This window comes from Carnobacterium jeotgali MS3, from assembly GCF_000745125.1.
GTDB lineage: Bacteria > Bacillota > Bacilli > Lactobacillales > Carnobacteriaceae > Carnobacterium_B > Carnobacterium_B jeotgali.
In genome coordinates this window covers 480,119-499,877 of record NZ_JQNF01000005.1, presented here as the reverse complement: position 1 = coordinate 499,877, position 19,759 = coordinate 480,119, and the positions used below count along the sequence as shown (strand labels likewise).

Sequence of the window (19,759 nt, the reverse complement as noted above, 5' to 3'; positions counted from 1 at the left end):
TTCTTTTTTAATTACGAGGTGCTCTAGGAGGACGTTCGCCCCAATATTGGAATAAATCTGTTCTCAAAGCGCCGTTATATAATTTACGTTTTTTAGTCGCTTTTTCTCTATAAAATGTTTCAAAAGCTAAATCACTTGTAATAATGTACTTACTCCAAGTTTTTAATGGGCGGTATACTTTTCCCATTTCTCTGTATAGTTTGTGAACTTCTTCTTCTTCACCTAACCTTTCTCCATAAGGAGGATTAGCTAAGATAACACCATATTCTTTTTCAGTCGTAAAATCAGCTAATTGCATTTGTTTAAATGTAATACTGCTGCCTACTCCTGCTTCATCTGCATTTGCTTTGGCAATTTCGATCATCGTACCATCAATATCAGTACCCATAATATCCAATACAATATCATGATCCACTGCAGCATCTGCTTCTGCACGAACTTCTTCAAAAACACTTTGATCAAACCATTCCCATTCTTCGCAACTGAATGAACGATTAGATCCTGGAGCAATATTATGACCAATTAAAGCTGCTTCAATCACGATCGTTCCTGAGCCACACACGGGATCATAGAAAGGACGGTCTTTGCGCCAATTCGTTAATTGCACAAGTGCTGCAGCCATATTTTCTTTTAAAGGTGCGCCACCTTTAGCAGAACGGTATCCACGTTTAAACAAACTTGGTCCAGTTGTATCCAATGTTAAAGTAACCTTATCTTTCAATAACGCCACTTCTAATTGATATAAAGCACCCGTTTCTGGTAAACGTGTATTACGATGATAAACTTCGCTCAAGCGATTAACAATTGCTTTTTTTACAATAGCTTGGCAATCCGATACACTATATAATTTTGACTTGATTGATTTTCCAGCTACAGGAAAATTAGCATCCATTGGTAAAAGGTCTTCCCATGGTAAAGCTTTTGTTTTTTCAAATAATTCGTCAAATTCATACGCGTCAAATTCACCAACAATGATTTTAACACGGTCAGCTGTTCTCAACCAAAGATTTGTTTTAGCAATATCTTTTTCAGTTCCTTCGAAAAAGACTTTACCATTCTCTACTTGACACTCATAGCCTAAAGCTTTGATTTCTTTTCCTACTAATGCTTCTATTCCGCTAGCTGCTGTTGCAACAAGTTGAAATGTTTTCATATATTTGCTCCAATTCTTTTTTCTTTTTTTAAGTAATTTCTAAGATAAATATAAAACCCTCCAAAAAGGAGGGTTCCATACCTGAATTTGTAAATTTCTGTAAGCCATGTTCTGTCTCAGATAAAAAGTCAGGGTCTGTTTTATCCGGAGGTAATTATCTGTCTGCAATTACTGCCTCTTCCATCGGTTCAATTCCCTAGGAAAAGTGCCCCTACCAAAGTTTGGGTTGCTCGCTCGAGGGGTTTACCGCGTTCCACCAATACCGTTTCCCGTATTGCTTCGTCACTGTGGCACTTTCAAGAATACTCAAGCATAGCTTTACAGCCTTAGCTCTTTTTTCTGCCGTCTCTCCATAATTAAATGAAGGCCCTGGCTTATGATTTCGCCAGGCACGAACACTACAAGCATCGCAGCTTGTGCGAGCATGGACTTTCCTCAGTTTAGTCAAGCTAAACCGCAATTACCCGAAATTTACAAATGTTTTTTTATTGCTTGTTAACTGGTTTAAAAACTTCTTTAAACTAAAAAGTTTAAAGTTCGTCTTCCGTCTCGTCTAATTTTGAGCCAAATACATGACGTTCTAAATTAGATAAACGTTTTAAAATATCAAAATTAGTTACTGTACTATTCGGTTGTGAAGAATAACTAGGTTTAGTAATTGACGCTTGTTTTGTTAATTCATCGATTTTACTCAATAAACGATCGTTCTCAGCTTTTAATTGGGTAAGTTCTTTATTGTATGATTCATAATCACGAATCACTTCATCAAGATACTCATCTACTTCAGCTGGGTTATACCCGCGCATACTTTGTTTAAATTCTTTTTGAAGAATATCTTTTGTTGTTAATGATCTATTTGCCATGTTTACACCTCTTTGTTTGCTTCATCTTCTAACAAATCATTGTACTCGTTTCTTCGATAATTCTTATTATACCAAAGATAATGAGAAAAAAAAACTAATTTTTATATTATGTTACAGCTTCACGAATAAAAGAGATGAAAAACGAATGAATTAATAGTATTCTTCGGTACTACTATTTTGCAATTGATCTACATCAATCAATCGTAGCTCAAATTCCTTTGTCTCTTGTTTCTTTATTATGGCTTGGTAGACAAACTTGGTTTTGCCTTCGAACTCAGGATCGTACACTAACAAAGCTGCTTGACAATGGTCTAATAAAAAAGCTTGATGATTTTTTAATTGTGAGGGATCTTGGTACGTTTTATGGGACGTTGATTCAACATAATCAGCTAGTTTTTTTATAGAAGATAGTTTGCTTTGATTTTTTTCATTCCAATTTGATCCAAATTCTAAAAAAGGAAGAATAACAGCTACTTTGACAGCTGGGTATTCTTTTTTTAGTTCATCAACAACTTCGACTGCCCATTGCTCTGTGCCAAACTGAGCACTGGTTATTATCCACTCGACTCCGTCTTCAATAAATGAACTAATTTCTTGTTTCAAGCATTTTTTTATGACCGCTATTTTTGGATCATCTTCCTTAAATATGCCAAGTTCAAATGTCCGATAGCCGCTAATATATAAGTTTCTCATAAACTCATTTGATTCTCCTTTTCTTTAAAGGTCTTTATTTGATATAATACAATTCAGGAGTGTGATTTCAATTGGCTATTCGATATCCTAATGGTAAAACCTATATTCATAGTGACAAATCTTTACCAAAAAAGCAACTAAACAATCAGTTAACTTCATTTAGTAAACGAGGCATGTCCTTAGAAGATGACTTGAATGCAAGTAATCAATATTATTTAGCAAAAGGAGACGCCGTTATCCATAAAAAGCCCACACCTGTTCAGATTGTCAAAGTGGATTACCCTAAAAGAAGCGCAGCCGTTATCAAAGAAGCTTACTTCAGGCATGCCTCTACAACAGATTATAATGGCGTTTACCAAGGTTATTATTTGGACTTCGAGGCTAAAGAAACAAAGAACAAACTTTCCTTTCCATTAAAAAATTTCCATGAACACCAGATTATTCATATGCAACAATGCATAAAACAACAAGCTATTTGTTTTGTGATCATGCGTTTTTCTGCAAGTGAGCGTCTTTTTCTCTTAGAAGCAAAGCATTTACTTGAGTATTGGAATAAGCAACAACTAGATGGGAGAAAATCAATTCCTCTAAAAGAACTTGAAAAGAACGGATATGAAATGTATTATGAACTCTCGCCGCGGATTCCTTATTTAAGAGTCGTGGATTTTTTAATTGCTAAGGAAAAAGATAAATCAATATGATACTGGTTTTGTTTAATTAGTTCTAACTAATTTAGAAATTTTATCATACAAGAGAATTAAGGAGTAGATTTGACTATGCCAGAAAAAAAAGAAATGTCCCGTGTTTCAAAAAAACAAACTCAAAAAGCAAAACGTTCAAAAAAAGGTAAAAAAAATAAGAAATCCTCTTCTTCCCTTTGGAAAAAGATTCTTGTTGGAATGATCATTTTAATAGCAGCAGTATTAATTGGCGGTATGGGATTATTTGCCTATTACGTTTCATCGGCACCTGACGTAACAGAGAACGATTTAATTGATACTGTTTCTTCAACACTAATAGATTCGAAAGGAAACGAATTTTTAAGCCTATCTAGTGAAGACCGAGAACTTGTTTCTGAGAATGATGTTCCTCAAGTTCTGAAAGATGCAATCATTGCGATTGAGGATCAACGTTTTTATACTCACATCGGGATTGACCCTATTCGGATTGCCGGTGCAGTTGTCGCGAACGTTACAGATGGTTTTGCTTCTGAAGGTGGAAGTACCATTACTCAGCAGTTAATTAAACTTTCGGTTTTCTCTACTGGATCTGAAGACCAAACGTTAAAACGAAAAGCACAAGAAGCTTGGTTATCTATTAAATTAGAACAAAAGTATTCAAAAGAACAAATTTTAACTTTTTATATTAATAAAGTCTATATGTCTGCTAATCAATACGGAATGGGAACGGCCAGTGACTATTACTTTGGTAAACCACTAGCTGAATTGACATTACCAGAAGCTGCTTTGCTTGCTGGAATGCCGCAAGCCCCTAACGCCTATAACCCAAATACGAATCCAAATGATGCGACAAAACGCCGTAATTTAGTTTTAGACATGATGGTTGAGAATGGTGCAATTACTGCTTCTGAAGCTCAAGAGGCTAAAGCAGTCGATATTTCAGAAGGTTTAGTCGACCATTCTGATGAAGAAACAAACAGTCTCGTTTTTGATCCTTATGTCAAAGAAGTTTTGGCTGAAGTGGAGAGAAAAACTAATTTAGACCCCTACACATCAGGCTTGACCATCTATACTAATTTAGATATGGATGCTCAACAACGTTTATATGATATCGTCAATACCGATGAATATGTCTCTATTGAAGACGAAAAAATCCAAACTGGAATTTCTTTAGTTGATGTGAATACAGGACAACTGAAAGCTTTGGGCGGCGCGCGTGACCAAGAAGTCCAATTAGGAACAAACTACGCTACGGAGTTAAACCGAAGTGTCGGATCAAACATCAAACCTTTAACGGCGTATGGTCCAGCAATCGAGTATTTAAATTACTCTACCTATGAACAAGTCGTTGATGAACCTTACACCTTTAAAGATGGGACACCTATCAACAATTATGATAACAGATACGAAGGTCAAATCAGCTTACGTAGAGGATTAGTTGATTCACGGAACGTCCCTACTACTAAAATTTACGAAGACGTGCCTAGAGAACAAGTGTCTGAATTTTTAACAAACCTAGGGATTGATCCCAAAACATTAAATCCTGGTTCAAAGGGACTAGTTGAATCCAATGGATTTACTGGAAATATCACTCCTGTTGCTTTATCAGGTGCTTATGCTGCATTTGCAAATGGTGGAACCTATACTGAACCATATACTGTTTCAAAAATCGTCTTAGAAGATGGCGAAGAAATCAATTTGAAACCTGAATCAGCTAAAGCTATGGAAGAATCTACTGCTTATATGATTACGGATATGCTGAAAGATGTTGCCTCAAACAATTCTTCTAGAGTCGGATTAAACGGTATTCCTCAAGCAGGTAAAACAGGTACAACCAACTATGAGGAAAAAGATAAAATCAAACACAACATTCAAAAAAACGGCGTACCTGACAAATGGTATACCGGCTATACAACAAATTATGCTCTCTCCGTTTGGGTTGGACATGATGACTTTTTTGACTCAATAGACAATGAAGGCAGCGAACGTTTACTGCCTCAACAAATTTACCAAGCGCTAATGTCCTATGTTTCACAATCTGTTGAATCAAGCGATTGGACAAAACCAAAATCAGTTGTAGAAGTTGCTGTTGAAAAAGGTTCGAAGCCTGCAAAACTTGCTGGTCCTGATACCCCATCCAGCGACATCACTACTGAATTATTCGTTAAAGGAACAGAACCCACTACTGTAGCAGCCAAGAAGCCTGAAAAAGAAGAAAGTAAAGAGGAAGAAATCACATTAGAAGCTCCAAGTGGTCTAACAGCTACTTATAACGAAGAGACTGATGCTTTGTCTATTAAATGGAACGCCTATTCACAAGAAGGTATCTCTTACGTTCTAACAGTAGGTTCTGAATCTTATTCAACAAATGACCTTTCTTATATTGTACAAAGCCCAACTCCAGGTGAGCTTCCAATTACGTTAGCTGTCCAAGCTGGCGATAAAACTGGTCCTGCCGCTTCCACAAGTTTTCTGATTCCACCTAAAAAAGAAGAGGAACAACCTGAGGAAGAAGAAAGCCCAGATAGCTCGTCAAGCAGCAGCTCGGCTCCAGCAAGTAGTAGTTCTGCTGCTCCAGAATCACAACCTTCAAGTTCGGCTCCAAGTAGCAGCTCATCGAGCAGCAGTTCTGCAGCAAGTAGTAGTTCTGTTGCCCCAGATTTGAAACCTTCAAGCTCGGCTCCAGCAGAGTAAAAAGATTTCTATTCGTTAATCAACCCTTAACTATAAAAAAAGATGCAACGTATCGTCAGAGATACATTGCATCTTTTTTTATTGCGCTTTTATCGCGCTATTCTCTTGTAACAGCTGAAGACAAATAGTATGGTCGTGATTTCTTGCTATGCACTGATAACGTCCGAAAAAGATTAGTCTGTGATGAGCAACACTCCACTTATTTTCAGGCAACTGCTTCATCAATATCTCTTCTACTTCGCGAACAGTAGCATTAGGCGGACAAATACCTAATCTTTTGGTTACACGTTCAACATGGGTATCAACAGCGATGGCAGGCACATTAAATGCCACGCTTAAGACAACATTTGCTGTTTTTCTACCCACTCCTGGTAAAGATTCTAAGTCCATTCGATTACACGGAACTTTGCCATTAAAGTCAGTAATTAACTTTTGACAACAACCTTTAATAAATTTTGCTTTATTGCGGTATAAGCCAATCGTTTTCAATCGTTCCATAATGTCTTCTACTGGTGCAGCTAGAAATGCTTCAGGTGTAGGATATTTCTCAAAAAGTGCTGGCGTAATCTTATTGACCGCGACATCTGTCGTTTGAGCACTTAACATAACGGCAATCAATAATTCAAAAGCATTCTTATGAGTTAATTCGCATGCTGCATGAGGAAATAACTCGCCCATTGCTTCAATCATCTGAATAGTTCGTTTTTTAGACAGCATAACTCTCCTCCTCGTTAAGGATTATCATTATTGTTCAACCAATTGTGCAATGGCACTTTTGTTGTTGGTTCTTTAGATACTGAATAAGTATTCGTCTTGGAGTTTCCTTGCCTACGACGAGTTGCTTCTTTATCCACTTGATCTTTCGTTCGAATATTTTTTCTTTCCCAATTCAGCAAGATACGGTCAACATATTTCAAATTATAAACTTGACTCAACACAGCTTCTCTTAATGCTAATTCAATTAATTCAACCGCATAATGATCATCATCTAACCACATCCCAATCGTTTGCATTTCGATTGGCGATAACGGTCTGCCAAACTCAGATTCAAATAATTGAAATAATTCTTGTTCAGATAAATGTTGTTTCTCAACACGCTGTTGGTTTTCTTGTTGCGAAATAACTAATGCCAAACGATCCCACAACAAATCCAATCGATAACTATCACGTGTTTTTCCATCATTATTTTTTTCTGTTTCAATAGCAATCAATTTTTTATTGATTAGTCCATGTATCATTTGGAAGACCTCCGCAGATGAAATCTGCATCCGTCTTGAGATGATTTCTGTATCTGGAAAATCATTTCCAGCATCAATAAAAGATTTTAATTGTAAAATTAGAATCAATTGCTCATTAGTTAAGCCCACTTCTTTAAAATGAGTCAATAACACATTTGAAACAGTCGTATTTCCCGCTTTGAGCCATTTTTGTAAAAGATGATTGTTCATTATTTGTGTCCTCCTTGCTGTCTTCATATAAAAGATGGAGCTTCTTTTCTAATACGATTAAAAAAAACAGCAACTTAAGAAACTCAAGTTGCTGCACTAGCTTTTTTATGGATAAATACGATTTAATAAGCGTGGGAATGGTATTGATTCACGGATATGTTCTGTCCCACAAATCCAAGTTACAGTCCGCTCTAAGCCTAAACCAAAACCTGAATGAGGAACACTACCATATTTACGTAAATCCATGTACCAAGCGTAATCTTCTTCTGTTAAGCCAAACTCTTTAATCCGTTGTGACAAAGCATCAAAATCGACTTCACGTTCACTTCCACCGATAACTTCTCCATAACCTTCAGGAGCAATTAAATCTGCACATAATACAACATCATCACGGTCTGGATGAGGTTTCATATAAAATGCTTTTATTGCTTTAGGGTAATTTAAAATAAAGACAGGTTTGTCATACTGAGTCGCAATAAACGTTTCATGAGGTGATCCAAAGTCATCTCCCCAAGTAATATCATCAAATCCATTATCATTTAATAATTTAACTGCATCGTCATAAGAAATTCTAGGATATGGCAATTCAGTATATTTTTTAAGTAATTCTTTATCGCGTCCTACAACATCTAAAGCATCATCACAGTTATCTAGAACACTTTGAATAATGTAAGCCACATATTTTTCTTGTACTTCTAAACTTTGTTCGTGATCCATGAATGCCATTTCTGGCTCAATCATCCAAAATTCAATTAAGTGACGACGAGTTTTTGATTTTTCAGCTCTAAAAGTAGGACCAAAAGAAAAGACTTTTCCAAATGCCATTGCTGCTGCTTCCATGTATAATTGACCACTTTGTGAAAGGAAAGCTTCTTGATCAAAATATTGTGTATGGAATAATTCTGTTGAATCTTCTGCAGCGCTTGCTGTTAAGATGGGCGGATCAACTTTAATGAAGCCTTCTTCATTGAAGAAATTATAAGTAGCACGAATAATTTCATTACGAATTTGCATGATTGCATGTTGTTTAGAAGAACGTAACCATAAATGACGGTGATCCATTAAGAATTCAGTCCCATGTTCTTTAGGAGTGATTGGATAATCCTGACTTTCTCCGATTACTTTAATAGATTTCACTGCTATTTCATAACCAAATTTCGAACGGCTATCTTCTTGAATGATACCTGTTAATGAAATAGATGTTTCTTGATTTAATGATTTAGCTAATTGAAATACTTCCTCTTCAACTTCGCTTTTTACAACGATTCCTTGGAAAAAACCAGAACCATCGCGTAATTGTAAAAATGCGATTTTTCCGCTTGAACGTTTGTTAGCTACCCAAGCTCCAATTTCTACTTCTTCTCCAACATGATTTTTGGATTCTTTAATTGTAATATGATTCACGGTTTAAAACTCCTTTAAATAAATTTTGATGATTCACTTTATTTTTTACTGCCTTAACTATTATACAAGAAAAAAGGACTCTATAACGTTCTTTTTCAAGAATCTTTAAATATTTTCGATATCGCTCACCCATTTGCCCGATTTAGCAGTTAAAACATAATAACCTAGTCGGCCATTTTTTTGTTTATAAGAAATTTCCCAGATTGGCGTATCGCCTTCAAGCCCAATACGAGCTTCAAGAATATCGACAGCTCCCTTGTCTTCACGGGTTAACTCTTTAGCTTGTTGTTCTGTAATAAATTCATCTTGATTCAAAACAATTGTTTTTCCGCCGTCTTTAGCAACAATTACCAGTATTTCTTCATCTGCTTCATTCAATCCAGCAACTGAAAAATAAGTTTTATCTCGATTGTACCAATAAAAATCGGTTGTTTTTACTAATCCAGCTGTTTCTTTCGCGATAGCAACCGTTTCTTTTTCTGCTTTTTTTATTGGATCTTGACTGATCATCAAAAGGGTAATCGAAAACACCAGAATAACAGACATGACAACTGCCGAAGTGATGAGTATTCCTTTTTTCATAAGTATCCCTACTTTTAGTTTATTCTTTTATTTATTTTTCGGTAGTGACTTTCAATAGTTTATTATAACAGAAAATTAACCTTTTTTTCTGAAATTTTCATAAAGTTTAGTCGTTTAGTTTGTTTCATTTTCTTCTGTATTTAGAAAATGGCGTAATTTTTCACCCATATTTTTGGTTGCTACCTCTTCAATTGGCAATCCTTTAGGAAGTGAACTCACGATTTGCTTTCCATAACTCGTTTGAATCAACCGATTATCTAATACAATCATAACACCTTTGTCTTTCTCAGAACGAATAAGTCTTCCTAAACCTTGTTTTAAACGTAGGGTCGCCTTTGGCAAAGAATCAATTGTAAAAGGATTCAAGTGTTTTTGTTCCAAGTATCGATGTTTTGCTTTTACAAACGGTCGATCTGGCGATTCAAATGGCAAACGAGTGATGACAATGATGCTAAGTGATTTTCCTGGCAAATCGACGCCTTCCCAAAAACTATCTGCTCCTAACAAAATACCTCCTGTAGACCTGAAAAAGCGTTTTAACATCCGGTCTCTACTACCTGAAAATCCCTGTGCCAATAATTCTCGCCCAGATGCTACTGGATTTTGTTGCAGTGAAAAATACACTTCTTGAAGCATTTCATATGAATTAAACAACACCATCGTATTTTCAACAGAATTCTCAATAATATTTCCGACTTGTTCGACAACCATATGAACATACTCTTTCTTTGATAATCCTTTAATCGGTTTCAGTTCTTTGGGAACCCAAAGTCTTGCTTGTTTCTTGTAATCATAAGGGGACTCAATGATTAATTCCTTTAAGTTTTCTTCTCCTAATTGCGTTTCAAAATAATTAAACGATTGATTGATTTCTAGTGTAGCTCCTGTATATAAAATATAAGGTGTTTTATCCACTAACTTTTCTTTTATAAACTTACTGCTATCTACTTTCGAACGCTTAATTGTAAAACTATTTTTAGGGCTTTTTTCTTTATATGAAAACCACGTTACTTCATTTTCTTCATTCTCTTGAAAAACAGCATAAAAAATATCTTTTTGGCTTTCAAAAGTTGAAATCACATCAAAAAAATCTTCAAATAAATACCGCTCTTTTTGAGTTAACTGGTGCTGTTCATTTAAGCCTTGATTAACCACCTCATACCCTAAATAGCTGATTTCATTCATCAATGTGAGAACTTTTTTGGAAGCTTTTTTTAACGCTAAGTTCCAATGTGTCTCTCTATTGAACTGAATATCCATTTGCTCTTGTTGGGAATGTTTGTTACCTGCAGTATTTTTGCAATAAAGCAATAGTTGATAAATAAAATCCGACAATTCATCTTCTAATGAAAAAATGTTCATCTCCATGTTTTCAATATATGACACTTCTATTTTTGTAAGCTGTTGGCTTAACTGAGTAATTCTACCTAAAAAACTTTTTTCCTCTGAAGCACGGCCGATTAATTTTATTATTTGTTGCATGCGGTAGTATCCGAATATTTCACTTGAAGCTTCCATTGCTACATCTGGCAGATGCTGCGCCTCATCAACAATCAACTTCCCAATAGATGGCAATTCTTTTTCTTTACGATTCAAATCATGGCACAAAAAAGAATGATTGGTAATGATTACACTAGCATGCTTAATTTTATGTTGCGCATGTACATAAAAATCCTCATCATACCATCGATCTTCTTCAGGTCTCGTCAACCAGCCACGATGTCTTACTTTATTCCAAAACAAGTGGTTGTAATTGGTTAAATTCAATTCATCCAAATCCCCAGTTTCTGTTTCCGTCAGCCAAGTTAATAGTTTCATTTGATAGATCACTTCAACTTTTTGGTCAACAGGCTCTTTTAACACTTCTTCAAACTTAGTTAAGTGGATGTAATGGTTTTTACTTTTTAAAATAGCCGCTTGTACTGTAAAAGGTAAAATCGTATTTAGTTGAACGATATCTTTATCTAATAATTGTTTTTGCAATAGTGTAGTATACGTGCTAATAACTACTGGATTTTCTACAGATGCGATATAAGCTAGAGGCAATAAATAGCCTAATGTTTTTCCAACTCCTGTTGCTGCTTCAATTGCAAAATGACTCGTCTCATCGCTTGTAAAATAATCATATACTGCATCCATCATTTTAATTTGTTGGTTTCTGGTTGTCAGTTTTGTTTGAAATAAGTGTTCCTTTTTAGTTACTGTAGTTGGGTAGCGAACATTATCGCGGTAATTTTTCTGTTCAAAAATAGGATTTTTTCGTTTGATTGCTAATCCATTCTTTATCAGGAGTACCTCAGAAAGTGGCAACCTCTCCGTTTTCATTTCTGCTAAACACATTTTAAAAAAATAAGCTGTTTCCATAGTAAGATTTACTGAAAGTTCAACCATCTTTTCGACAGTGACCAATGGCAATTCTTTTAATTTCTGTTTTAATACAAGAAAAAGTTCTGCCGTAACAGCTGCATCACTATCTGCTTGATGTGGATTGGTGTGTTCAATATTAAATTTACTGACCAAATCGTTTAGTCGGTAGCTAGATTCAGTAGGCAGTAAGACTTGTGCAAGTTCAACAGTATCTATCCCTTTATTTTGCAAGGCTGGCATACCACAACGTTGGAGTTCTGCCGAAAGAAACGTATAGTCAAACTGGATATTATGCGCAATGATAATGCAGCCATCTAATAAATTATAAATAGTCGCTGCAATATCTTCAAAATAGGGTGCTTGGGCGACCGTTTTATTTGAAAGACCCGTTAAATGTTCGATTTGTTTTGGGATACTGGTTAAGGGGTTGATATTGGTTGCAAAACGATGAACAACTTGATCGCCCTCTAATAAGACGCAACCAAATTGAATCATGCGATCTCCGCTAGCTACATTCCCGCCTGTTGTTTCAATATCTACCACAGCATATGTATCTTTATGGTTCACTCTATTCACCTAATTCTTTAGACATATTATTTTCTTTACCATCATACTATGAAGCATAAAAAAAAACAAAAAAACTCAAGAAAATATGGATAGATTCCAATTTTTCTTGAGTGTATTACTTGTTTAAAAAGTTTAAAATTTTTCTTTATAAACTTCTTTTGCTGTTTTATCTTTATCAATTACAATGTACAATTTATTTTCTTTTGAGACAAATGAACTTTGATAAACATTGTCGATTCGATCAGAATCTTTTGCTTCATAAGGAAAGTAAACTGTTTCTTCAGCAACAACATCTACAGAATTTTTATTTTCGCCATCTTTATACAAAATATCCATTTTTTCAATATCCGGATCTTTTGCTGCTCGTTCAAACATACCCATTTCTAGGCCGCCTAAATTGATGTCATTTGAATTCACTTCATCTGCTTCTGGAAAAATTTCAATTTTTAGAGACTCACATGGGAAAATTTCTTGAAAATCACTATCGCCAATCCGTCCAAAACTTCTCGAAATATGTTTAATCCATAAATCACCAATAAATTCTTTATTGATTGTCCAAGTTTCTCCGTTTTTAAACATCATTTTTAAAGCCATAACTTCTTTCTTCATTTGTATTCTCCCCTTTTACTTTTATTAAACGAAAAGTTTGTGATTCTTTCGATAAATCTATTTTACCATAAAATAGATGAATGTAAACACTTAACTCCATTATTTGTGATTATTTTAACAATCGAATTTAAAAAAGAAGGAATAGAAAGTTCACCAACTTTTCCATTCCTTCTCTTATTCATTTTAACAACAGTTTAGTGGCTAAAAATTATTTAAATACAAGAACTCTAGCAGAATCATCCATGTATTCTTTTTCACCAGCTGGAGCTTCAATAGATCCAATTGGCATTTGTCCAGTTAATTTCCAGTCTGCAGAAAGGTTCCATTCTGCTTGAACTGCACTATCGATTAATGGATTGTAATGTTGCAAGCTTCCTCCAATATTTTCAACAGCTAATGCTGTCCATACAGAGTTTTGTGCGATACCAGTAGATTGTTCAGACCAAATAGGGAAGTTATCTGCATACAATGCAAATTGTTTTTGTAAAGCTTTAACAATACTTGTATCCTCGAAGAATAAAATCGTACCAAATGCAGCACGGAAACTTTCTATTTTTTGTTTAGTTGGAGTGAAATCTTGTCCTTCTGGAACAGCTTTAAGTAAAACTTCTTCAGTAATATCCCAAACTTTGTTATGAGCAGCTCCAAATAAAACAACTGCACGTGAAGTTTGTGAATTAAATGATGATGGGCTTTCTTTAACAGCTTTAGCTACTAATCCAACAATTTCGTCTTCAGATAAAGTAACAGACTTTCCTAAAGAATAAATTGAACGACGTTCTTCTAATAATTTTGTGAATTGATTTTCCATAATTAAAATTCCTCCTTAAAAATAACTTACTCAATAAGTATAACAACTTATTTTTTGTTAGTAAACCTTTTTGTTAATTTTTGTGAAAGTTTTTTTAAAGTTTTATTTTTCCTTATGAGTGGCCCATTCAAGGATAGCTTGTTTTTCGTTAACTAATTCGCCAGCTAAAATAGCTGCTTCCATTTCTATCATCAAATCTCCTAGCCATTTTCCTGGTTTTCTATTTAATGCTGCTTGTAAATCATTGCCGTTTATTTTAATTTCTTTTTTATTATAAATCGGCAAACCTTGGTACATAGAGTGAATTCGCTCAAAACTAGCAGTATGTCCTAAACAAGCCATTATTTTTTCAACATCTAAAGCTATCGGTAACCCTACTTGGTAAAGAACTTGGCTGTTGAAGGTATCATTCAACCGTTGTTCTAAAGCAAATAGTGCAGACCTCACCTGAGCAATTTCTTTTTTTGAGCATTTCCAGGCTCTTAAAAACGGCTCAGCTTCACTAGCTGGTTTGGACTTGCTCAGATAATAAATCAACATTGTCCAAGCAACGATGCGATTATCGATTGTACATTCTAATTTAGCAAATTCTTCTAATGCTTTTTTCTGGTCTTTCAATCCTGGACAATAATAAAATAAATTAGTTCGAATAAATAATTCTAACCCTTTTTTTCTGCCACTTCCTAAAAGAAGCTTTGTAAATTCAACTTGAATACGCTCAATGGCTATCTTCTCAAGTAAAGGATGATTTTTTTGAATGGCAAGCTCTGTTTCACGGTCCATTTCAAAGTTCAATTGACTAACAAAACGCACTCCACGCATCATACGCAAAGCGTCCTCAAAGAAACGTTCCTCAGGATTCCCAACCGCTTTGATTAGTTTCTTTTCTAAATCTGTCTGACCTTCGAAATAATCAATGATTTGACCATCCCGATTCATAGCTAATGCATTGATGGTAAAATCTCGTCGTTTTAAATCTTCTTTTAAAGAACGAACAAATTCAACATTATCCGGTCGTCTAAAATCTTGATAGGTTGACTCTGTTCTAAAAGTCGTAATTTCATACGTCGCATCTTTCCATAAAACCATTACAGTCCCATGTTCAATTCCTACATCAATTGTTTTTTGAAATATTTGTTTAATTTCATCTGGTTTTGCACTAGTGGCGATATCTACATCATTAATTGTTTCTTTTAATAATGTATCCCGCACACTTCCACCTACAAAGTATGCCTCGAAGCCTGCTTCTTCTATTTTATCAATAATCGGTAATGCTTGTTTAAACTGAGGATCGAACAAAATCATAAAAGATTTTCCAATCCATAAGCTAACTCATTTAATGTCATGACCTTTTCGCAACCTAAAGCAACACCAGTCATAAATGAAGAGCGGTCAAATGAATCGTGGCGAATCAATAGGCCTTCTCCAACACTTCCGAACTGAACTTGTTGATGAGCAACTAGACCAGGTAAACGCACACTATGAATTTTCATGCCTTCGTAATCAGCTCCACGTGCACCTTTAATTAATTCTTTTTCTTCAGGGTTTCCTTGTTCATGGTATCCTCGTTCCGCAAAAATCATTTCAGCTGTTTTTATCGCTGTACCGCTGGGAGCATCCAACTTGTTGTCATGATGCATTTCAGTTATCTCAACATCAGGGAAATATTTAGATGCTTTAGCAGCAAATTCCATCATTAAAACAGCGCCAATAGCAAAATTAGGTGCGATTAACCCTCCGATATTTTTTTCTTTAGCCAAACTTTGAACTTCTTTAACTTCTTTCTCTGTAAAACCTGTTGTCCCAACGACTGGACGAATCCCGTGTTCTAAAGCGAAACAAGTATTTTTATAGGCAACAGCTGGGATAGTAAAATCAATCCATACATCTGCTTGAACTTCCTTTACCAATTCTTCTTTATCTTGAAAAACACGCACATCCACGTTTGTAAAATCGCTCATCTCATTTAAATTCTTTTCTAAAGAATGAGGATCCAATACACCCACTAATGAAAACTTTTCATTTTCTAGCACCATTTTTGTGGCTGTTAATCCCATTTTACCTTTAAAACCTGCAACAACGATTTTAATCATTTCATCCTGTCCTCTCAATCGGTTTTTCAACCGCTACTTAAATTTTATTTTGACGTTAGTCATCGCCTATGCCAAACAAGTATTCTGTCCTTCATTTTACTGGCATCTCACCCTCTAAGTCTACCAAAAAGTGAGAAGGTTGCAAGACTTGTTGCTTGTTTTCAAAAAAAAATGTATTCTTTATAAGATAAATGAAATCAGGAGTGAAGATATGGTAAATGAAAAAATAGCAGTAAAAGATATACTTATTATAACAATTGGCTGTGCGCTTTATGCATTTGGTTTAGTGTACATCAACATCGCGAATGAATTAGCGGAAGGCGGTATGACTGGTGTCTCACTGTTGTTAAGGTATTGGTTCCGAATTGATCCAGCGCTTTCTACATTATTATTGAATATTCCAACCATTTTGATTGGATGGAAAATGTTGGGCAATCGCTCATTGATCTATACAATATATGGAACGGCTATGCTTTCTTTCTTTTTATATATCTGGCAAAGAACACCCTTAATGATTAATCTGGAAAATGACCTTTTCATAGCTGGGATTTTAGCGGGGTTATGCGGCGGTATAGGCAGTGGTATGATTTACCGTTCTGGTGGAACAACAGGTGGTAGCGATATACTTGCTCGAATTTTAGAAAAGAAAAAAGGCATTTCAATGGGGAAAACATTGCTAATCTTTGATGTGTTCATTCTTACATTATCGCTTAGTTACATAGATTTACCTCATATGATGTATACCTTACTTGCTTCTTATGTATTTTCTAAAATTGTTGATTTCATGCAAGACGGATCTTATGCTGCAAGAGGATTATTAATTATTTCAGATAAAAATGACACGATTGCAGAAAATATTATGATTGAAATGGAACGTGGGGTAACTTTCTTTAAAGCTGAAGGAGCTTATTCAAAAGAAGAAAAAAAAGTTTTGTATTGTGTTTTGGGAAGTCATGAAATAGTGATGGCCAAAAGAATTATTCACGAAATAGACCCGAAAGCTTTTCTTTCGCTCCTGACAGTACATGAAGTTTTAGGTGAAGGATTTTCATTTGATCCCAAACCTAAACAACCTCTTTTCAAAAAAAAAGCCAACCTTTAATGGTTTGGCTTTTTTTGTTCATTCTTTAAATCTTCTTCAATTTCTTTTAACTGATTGGATAATTGAATAAATCTTTCACGATCATCTTCTTCTAAAGATAAATCAATTTGATGTAACGTATTTTGCTTGCGTTCGGTTAAAGATAACGTCTCTAATGCTAATTCAACTTCTTCAATCAGTTTGGGACTGATCGTTTCATTCCATTTATAGTAAGGGTTATCTTCTAATACCGTTAGATATTCCGCTGACTTCCAAGGATTCGAAAAAATTAACTCAATGTACATTTCTTCTTGCCAATTTAATCTAACTTCATGGAAAGCCTGTTCTGGGTCACTAAATACTGTTCCTTTTTTATAAAATAAAAAAGGTTCGCTGTCCATCTCCGTTGTTGACATAACCATACCTCTTGGCGTTTTTTCTACAGCTTCAATAAAGTGGACTTTATTTAAAACAATATCATGATTTAGTAAGTAGTTTAGTATCCACATAGATTCTCGTCTTTTTAATTGGTATCTGTCTAAAAACCAGCCAAGAAAAATCTTTTTATCATCTAAAGAAATTTGGATGTTCATGTAAATACCTCCCTATCTTACCCTTTTTCTCATTATAACTTAATAATTTAATAGTTGCTATTTATTTCCTCTAAAATTTCTAATATTTCCGCATCTGTTGGTTCAATAAGCAAGTAATCATTTAAGACGTCTTTAATAATCAGACGTTCTCCCTCTTCTCGTAGGAAATAAATATACGATTTCAAGAAATCTTTATTTTGACGTAAAGCTGGATATGCCTTTTGGTAAGCTGTTCCTGCGGCAGGATATTCTTCTAACCCTTCATTTGCTAATGCTAAATTCCAATAGAATTGGGGATCGACTTCATTTTGAATCAGAACTTTTTGGATTAACTCAACTGTTTCATCGTACCGTTCTTGTTGCAACAACAAATTGGTATAAGCAAGTTGTACACTTGCATTCTCTGGAGCAAGTTGAATAGCTTTTAAATAATAATCTTCTGCCAAAGTTTCATTTTCTAATTTGATTGCTATATCTGCCCCATAGTAGAACAATTCATAGTTGTATTGATCTACTCGTAAACCTTCTTTGACCGTTTCTAAAGCCTTATCTAATTCATTTTCTTCTTCTAATCCTTTAGCTAAATAAGGATACAAGGAAGTATAACTTGGATCTAATTCTTTTAATTTATTCAACGTTTCAATTGAACGACGGTATTGTTTGTCTTGTAGATAAGAAAAACCTAGTTGGAACAATGTATCAATATTTTCTTTCTCTTCTAAACTCTGTTCTAAATATAAAATAGCTTGTTCAAGATCACCTAAAGCACTATACGAGCTACCACAACGAGCTGCAAGATTAATACCAGAGAATTCCGTAAGTCCTTGAGCCATTAATTCTTCGTAGCCATGAATCGCCTGAGCATATTTACCCATAGAAAAATGCAACTCTGCTAGTGCAAAGTCTATAACCGATTCATCAGGCACAATTTCTTTAGCTTTAAGCAACTTTTGCTCACTGACTTCATAAAGACCTTGAACTTGATACAAATCCGCTAAAACGAGCAACGTTTGAGGATAAACTGGGCTCTCTTCTGCTACTTCTAACAACCAATCCATGGCTGTTTCTAATTCATTTGCTTCAATAGCTATTTCTGCCAGACCAACTCTCAATTCATCGTCTTCAGGATATCGTTCAAGTAAGTGTAAGTTTATTCGTTTAATTTCATTTAAAAAACCAAGGTGATAAAGAGAATCTGCTAGAACATAAAGTTCTTCATCTGTATCTTGTTTTATAGCTTCTTCAAAATAATCCATTGCTTCTTCTAACTGATTCTTTTGAAGTGACTCAATCATCATTTGTCCATTTGACATCTCAAAAACCTCTTTCATTAACAATCTTCTATATACTCTATTTTAACACAAATAAACAGGATTAGAACCCGCCTGTTTTGCTTAGTGCACTAACTGATAAAATAGTATACCTTACGTTAAACAAAATAAAGGACAATACGATTAGTGTAACCTCAACCGTATTGTCCTTTAACATTATAAACGGTATGCCAATTCAAAATCACACTCCTTATATAGCCCTAAAATGCGCCGGAGAACGAGTTGAGTTGAACGACAAGCTTCTATACCCTTGCATCTCCAGTCCCTCTTAAGGGTCGTTTTTAGCCGAAAAGACTGTACCTTTAAACACAATTATGAATAAAGTTGGTCATGAGGATGTAGATATCACAAATCGTATCTATACTCACGTCACTAGTTAGTTGAAACCAAACATTGTTGAACAGTTGGAAAAGAGCGATTTGTAAAAAATGCTGTTTTTTTGCTAGTTTTAGAAACGTCTACCCTATAAAACAGCAAAAACCCCTGATTTCTCAGGGGTTTTAAGTACTGTATTATTTAACTGCGTCTTTAAGAGCTTTACCTGGTTTGAATGCAGGTACTTTGCTTGCAGCAATTTGGATTTCTTCCCCTGTTTGAGGGTTACGACCTTTACGTGCAGCACGATCGCGAACTTCAAAGTTACCAAAACCAATAATTTGAACTTTTTCACCTTCACTTAATGAAGTTTGAATTGATTCAAAAACAGCATCTACTGCTGAAGTTGCATCTTTTTTAGTAAGACCTGTTGAAGTTGCAACGTTTTCGATTAATTCTGCTTTGTTAGCCATGT

The 19,759-nt window shown here is 34.9% G+C and carries 18 protein-coding genes and 1 other RNA gene; 3 read left to right on the top strand and 16 right to left on the bottom strand.

Features of this window, described 5'->3' with window-relative positions; genetic code table 11:
• Positions 1-7 precede the first annotated feature (7 nt).
• The 4 genes from BP18_RS04865 to BP18_RS04855 all read right to left on the bottom strand — a co-directional run bounded on the left by BP18_RS04865 (position 8) and on the right by BP18_RS04855 (position 2,709).
• Positions 8-1,153: a THUMP domain-containing class I SAM-dependent RNA methyltransferase gene (locus BP18_RS04865; RefSeq protein WP_007724371.1), complete on the bottom strand. Its 1,146-nt coding sequence runs from the start codon at positions 1,151-1,153 to the stop codon at positions 8-10.
• Between the two features lie 95 nt (positions 1,154-1,248).
• Positions 1,249-1,625: RNase P RNA component class B (rnpB, locus tag BP18_RS12410), an RNA gene on the bottom strand.
• Positions 1,626-1,683: 58 nt separating this feature from the next.
• Positions 1,684-2,016, bottom strand: coding sequence for a cell division regulator GpsB (gene gpsB / locus BP18_RS04860; protein ID WP_007724369.1), 333 nt, complete (start codon positions 2,014-2,016; stop codon positions 1,684-1,686).
• 150 nt (positions 2,017-2,166) lie between these two features.
• Complete coding sequence (locus tag BP18_RS04855) at positions 2,167-2,709, bottom strand: DUF1273 domain-containing protein (RefSeq protein WP_029278077.1); 543 nt, start codon at positions 2,707-2,709, stop codon at positions 2,167-2,169.
• A 71-nt stretch (positions 2,710-2,780) separates the two neighbouring features.
• Between BP18_RS04855 and recU the strand changes: the two genes are divergently transcribed.
• Both recU and BP18_RS04845 read left to right on the top strand, forming a co-directional pair.
• Entirely contained in the window at positions 2,781-3,410 is a 630-nt protein-coding gene (gene recU / locus BP18_RS04850; protein ID WP_007724367.1) for a Holliday junction resolvase RecU, read from the top strand.
• 75 nt (positions 3,411-3,485) lie between these two features.
• Positions 3,486-6,083 carry a PBP1A family penicillin-binding protein gene (locus BP18_RS04845; protein ID WP_035050382.1) on the top strand — a complete coding sequence of 866 codons (2,598 nt, stop codon included), beginning with the start codon at positions 3,486-3,488 and terminating at the stop codon, positions 6,081-6,083.
• Positions 6,084-6,161: 78 nt separating this feature from the next.
• On the opposite strand, the gene nth is transcribed toward BP18_RS04845, so the two are convergent.
• The 9 genes from nth to dapB form a co-directional block, all read right to left on the bottom strand.
• Positions 6,162-6,800, bottom strand: coding sequence for an endonuclease III (gene nth / locus BP18_RS04840; protein WP_029278075.1), 639 nt, complete (start codon positions 6,798-6,800; stop codon positions 6,162-6,164).
• Positions 6,801-6,814: 14 nt separating this feature from the next.
• The gene (locus BP18_RS04835; RefSeq protein ID WP_007724359.1) at positions 6,815-7,531 is read right to left on the bottom strand and encodes a DnaD domain-containing protein; all 717 of its coding nucleotides are present in this window, start codon (positions 7,529-7,531) and stop codon (positions 6,815-6,817) included.
• 105 nt (positions 7,532-7,636) lie between these two features.
• Positions 7,637-8,935, bottom strand: a complete 1,299-nt coding sequence (asnS, locus tag BP18_RS04830) for an asparagine--tRNA ligase (protein WP_007724357.1) — start codon at positions 8,933-8,935, stop codon at positions 7,637-7,639.
• Between the two features lie 105 nt (positions 8,936-9,040).
• Entirely contained in the window at positions 9,041-9,517 is a 477-nt protein-coding gene (locus tag BP18_RS04825; protein WP_007724356.1) for a cell wall elongation regulator TseB-like domain-containing protein, read from the bottom strand.
• Between the two features lie 114 nt (positions 9,518-9,631).
• The gene (gene dinG / locus BP18_RS04820) at positions 9,632-12,451 is read right to left on the bottom strand and encodes an ATP-dependent DNA helicase DinG (RefSeq protein WP_029278073.1); all 2,820 of its coding nucleotides are present in this window, start codon (positions 12,449-12,451) and stop codon (positions 9,632-9,634) included.
• A gap of 132 nt (positions 12,452-12,583) precedes the next feature.
• Positions 12,584-13,060 carry a hypothetical protein gene (locus BP18_RS04815; RefSeq protein ID WP_007724354.1) on the bottom strand — a complete coding sequence of 159 codons (477 nt, stop codon included), beginning with the start codon at positions 13,058-13,060 and terminating at the stop codon, positions 12,584-12,586.
• Positions 13,061-13,268: 208 nt separating this feature from the next.
• Entirely contained in the window at positions 13,269-13,871 is a 603-nt protein-coding gene (locus BP18_RS04810) for a nitroreductase family protein (RefSeq protein WP_007724353.1), read from the bottom strand.
• 102 nt (positions 13,872-13,973) lie between these two features.
• Positions 13,974-15,176 (bottom strand): CCA tRNA nucleotidyltransferase, encoded by a 1,203-nt coding sequence (locus tag BP18_RS04805; RefSeq protein ID WP_029278070.1) that lies wholly within the window; start codon positions 15,174-15,176, stop codon positions 13,974-13,976.
• Positions 15,173-15,964, bottom strand: a complete 792-nt coding sequence (dapB, locus tag BP18_RS04800; RefSeq protein WP_007724349.1) for a 4-hydroxy-tetrahydrodipicolinate reductase — start codon at positions 15,962-15,964, stop codon at positions 15,173-15,175. The genes BP18_RS04805 and dapB overlap by 4 nt, the downstream gene beginning before the upstream one ends.
• 211 nt (positions 15,965-16,175) lie before the next feature.
• Here dapB and BP18_RS04795 point away from each other — a divergent pair, with 211 nt between their 5' ends.
• On the top strand, positions 16,176-17,066 hold the full coding sequence (locus BP18_RS04795; protein ID WP_029278069.1) for a YitT family protein: 891 nt from the start codon (positions 16,176-16,178) through the stop codon (positions 17,064-17,066).
• Here BP18_RS04795 and BP18_RS04790 read toward each other — a convergent pair.
• The 3 genes from BP18_RS04790 to BP18_RS04780 form a co-directional block, all read right to left on the bottom strand.
• Entirely contained in the window at positions 17,063-17,638 is a 576-nt protein-coding gene (locus tag BP18_RS04790; RefSeq protein ID WP_007725999.1) for a ReoY family proteolytic degradation factor, read from the bottom strand. The two genes, BP18_RS04795 and BP18_RS04790, sit on opposite strands and share 4 nt — an antisense overlap.
• Positions 17,639-17,685: 47 nt before the next feature.
• A complete protein-coding gene (locus BP18_RS04785; protein WP_029278066.1) occupies positions 17,686-18,951 on the bottom strand; it encodes a tetratricopeptide repeat protein in 1,266 nt (421 codons plus the stop codon).
• Between the two features lie 530 nt (positions 18,952-19,481).
• Positions 19,482-19,757: an HU family DNA-binding protein gene (locus tag BP18_RS04780; RefSeq protein ID WP_013710665.1), complete on the bottom strand. Its 276-nt coding sequence runs from the start codon at positions 19,755-19,757 to the stop codon at positions 19,482-19,484.
• Between the last annotated feature and the right edge of the window lie 2 nt (positions 19,758-19,759).

Excerpts from the sequence above, each read along its gene's own strand:
- BP18_RS04855 (WP_029278077.1), bottom strand. The coding sequence starts at position 2,709 with ATGAGAAACTTATATATTAGCGGCTATCGGACATTTGAACTTGGCATA.
- BP18_RS04845 (WP_035050382.1), top strand. The coding sequence starts at position 3,486 with ATGCCAGAAAAAAAAGAAATGTCCCGTGTTTCAAAAAAACAAACTCAA.
- gpsB (WP_007724369.1), bottom strand. The coding sequence starts at position 2,016 with ATGGCAAATAGATCATTAACAACAAAAGATATTCTTCAAAAAGAATTT.
- dapB (WP_007724349.1), bottom strand. The coding sequence starts at position 15,964 with ATGATTAAAATCGTTGTTGCAGGTTTTAAAGGTAAAATGGGATTAACA.
- BP18_RS04865 (WP_007724371.1), bottom strand. The coding sequence starts at position 1,153 with ATGAAAACATTTCAACTTGTTGCAACAGCAGCTAGCGGAATAGAAGCA.
- BP18_RS04805 (WP_029278070.1), bottom strand. The coding sequence starts at position 15,176 with ATGATTTTGTTCGATCCTCAGTTTAAACAAGCATTACCGATTATTGAT.
- BP18_RS04790 (WP_007725999.1), bottom strand. The coding sequence starts at position 17,638 with ATGAACATCCAAATTTCTTTAGATGATAAAAAGATTTTTCTTGGCTGG.
- nth (WP_029278075.1), bottom strand. The coding sequence starts at position 6,800 with ATGCTGTCTAAAAAACGAACTATTCAGATGATTGAAGCAATGGGCGAG.
- BP18_RS04815 (WP_007724354.1), bottom strand. The coding sequence starts at position 13,060 with ATGAAGAAAGAAGTTATGGCTTTAAAAATGATGTTTAAAAACGGAGAA.
- BP18_RS04835 (WP_007724359.1), bottom strand. The coding sequence starts at position 7,531 with ATGAACAATCATCTTTTACAAAAATGGCTCAAAGCGGGAAATACGACT.
- BP18_RS04785 (WP_029278066.1), bottom strand. The coding sequence starts at position 18,951 with ATGTCAAATGGACAAATGATGATTGAGTCACTTCAAAAGAATCAGTTA.
- BP18_RS04825 (WP_007724356.1), bottom strand. The coding sequence starts at position 9,517 with ATGAAAAAAGGAATACTCATCACTTCGGCAGTTGTCATGTCTGTTATT.
- BP18_RS04810 (WP_007724353.1), bottom strand. The coding sequence starts at position 13,871 with ATGGAAAATCAATTCACAAAATTATTAGAAGAACGTCGTTCAATTTAT.
- BP18_RS04780 (WP_013710665.1), bottom strand. The coding sequence starts at position 19,757 with ATGGCTAACAAAGCAGAATTAATCGAAAACGTTGCAACTTCAACAGGT.
- BP18_RS04795 (WP_029278069.1), top strand. The coding sequence starts at position 16,176 with ATGGTAAATGAAAAAATAGCAGTAAAAGATATACTTATTATAACAATT.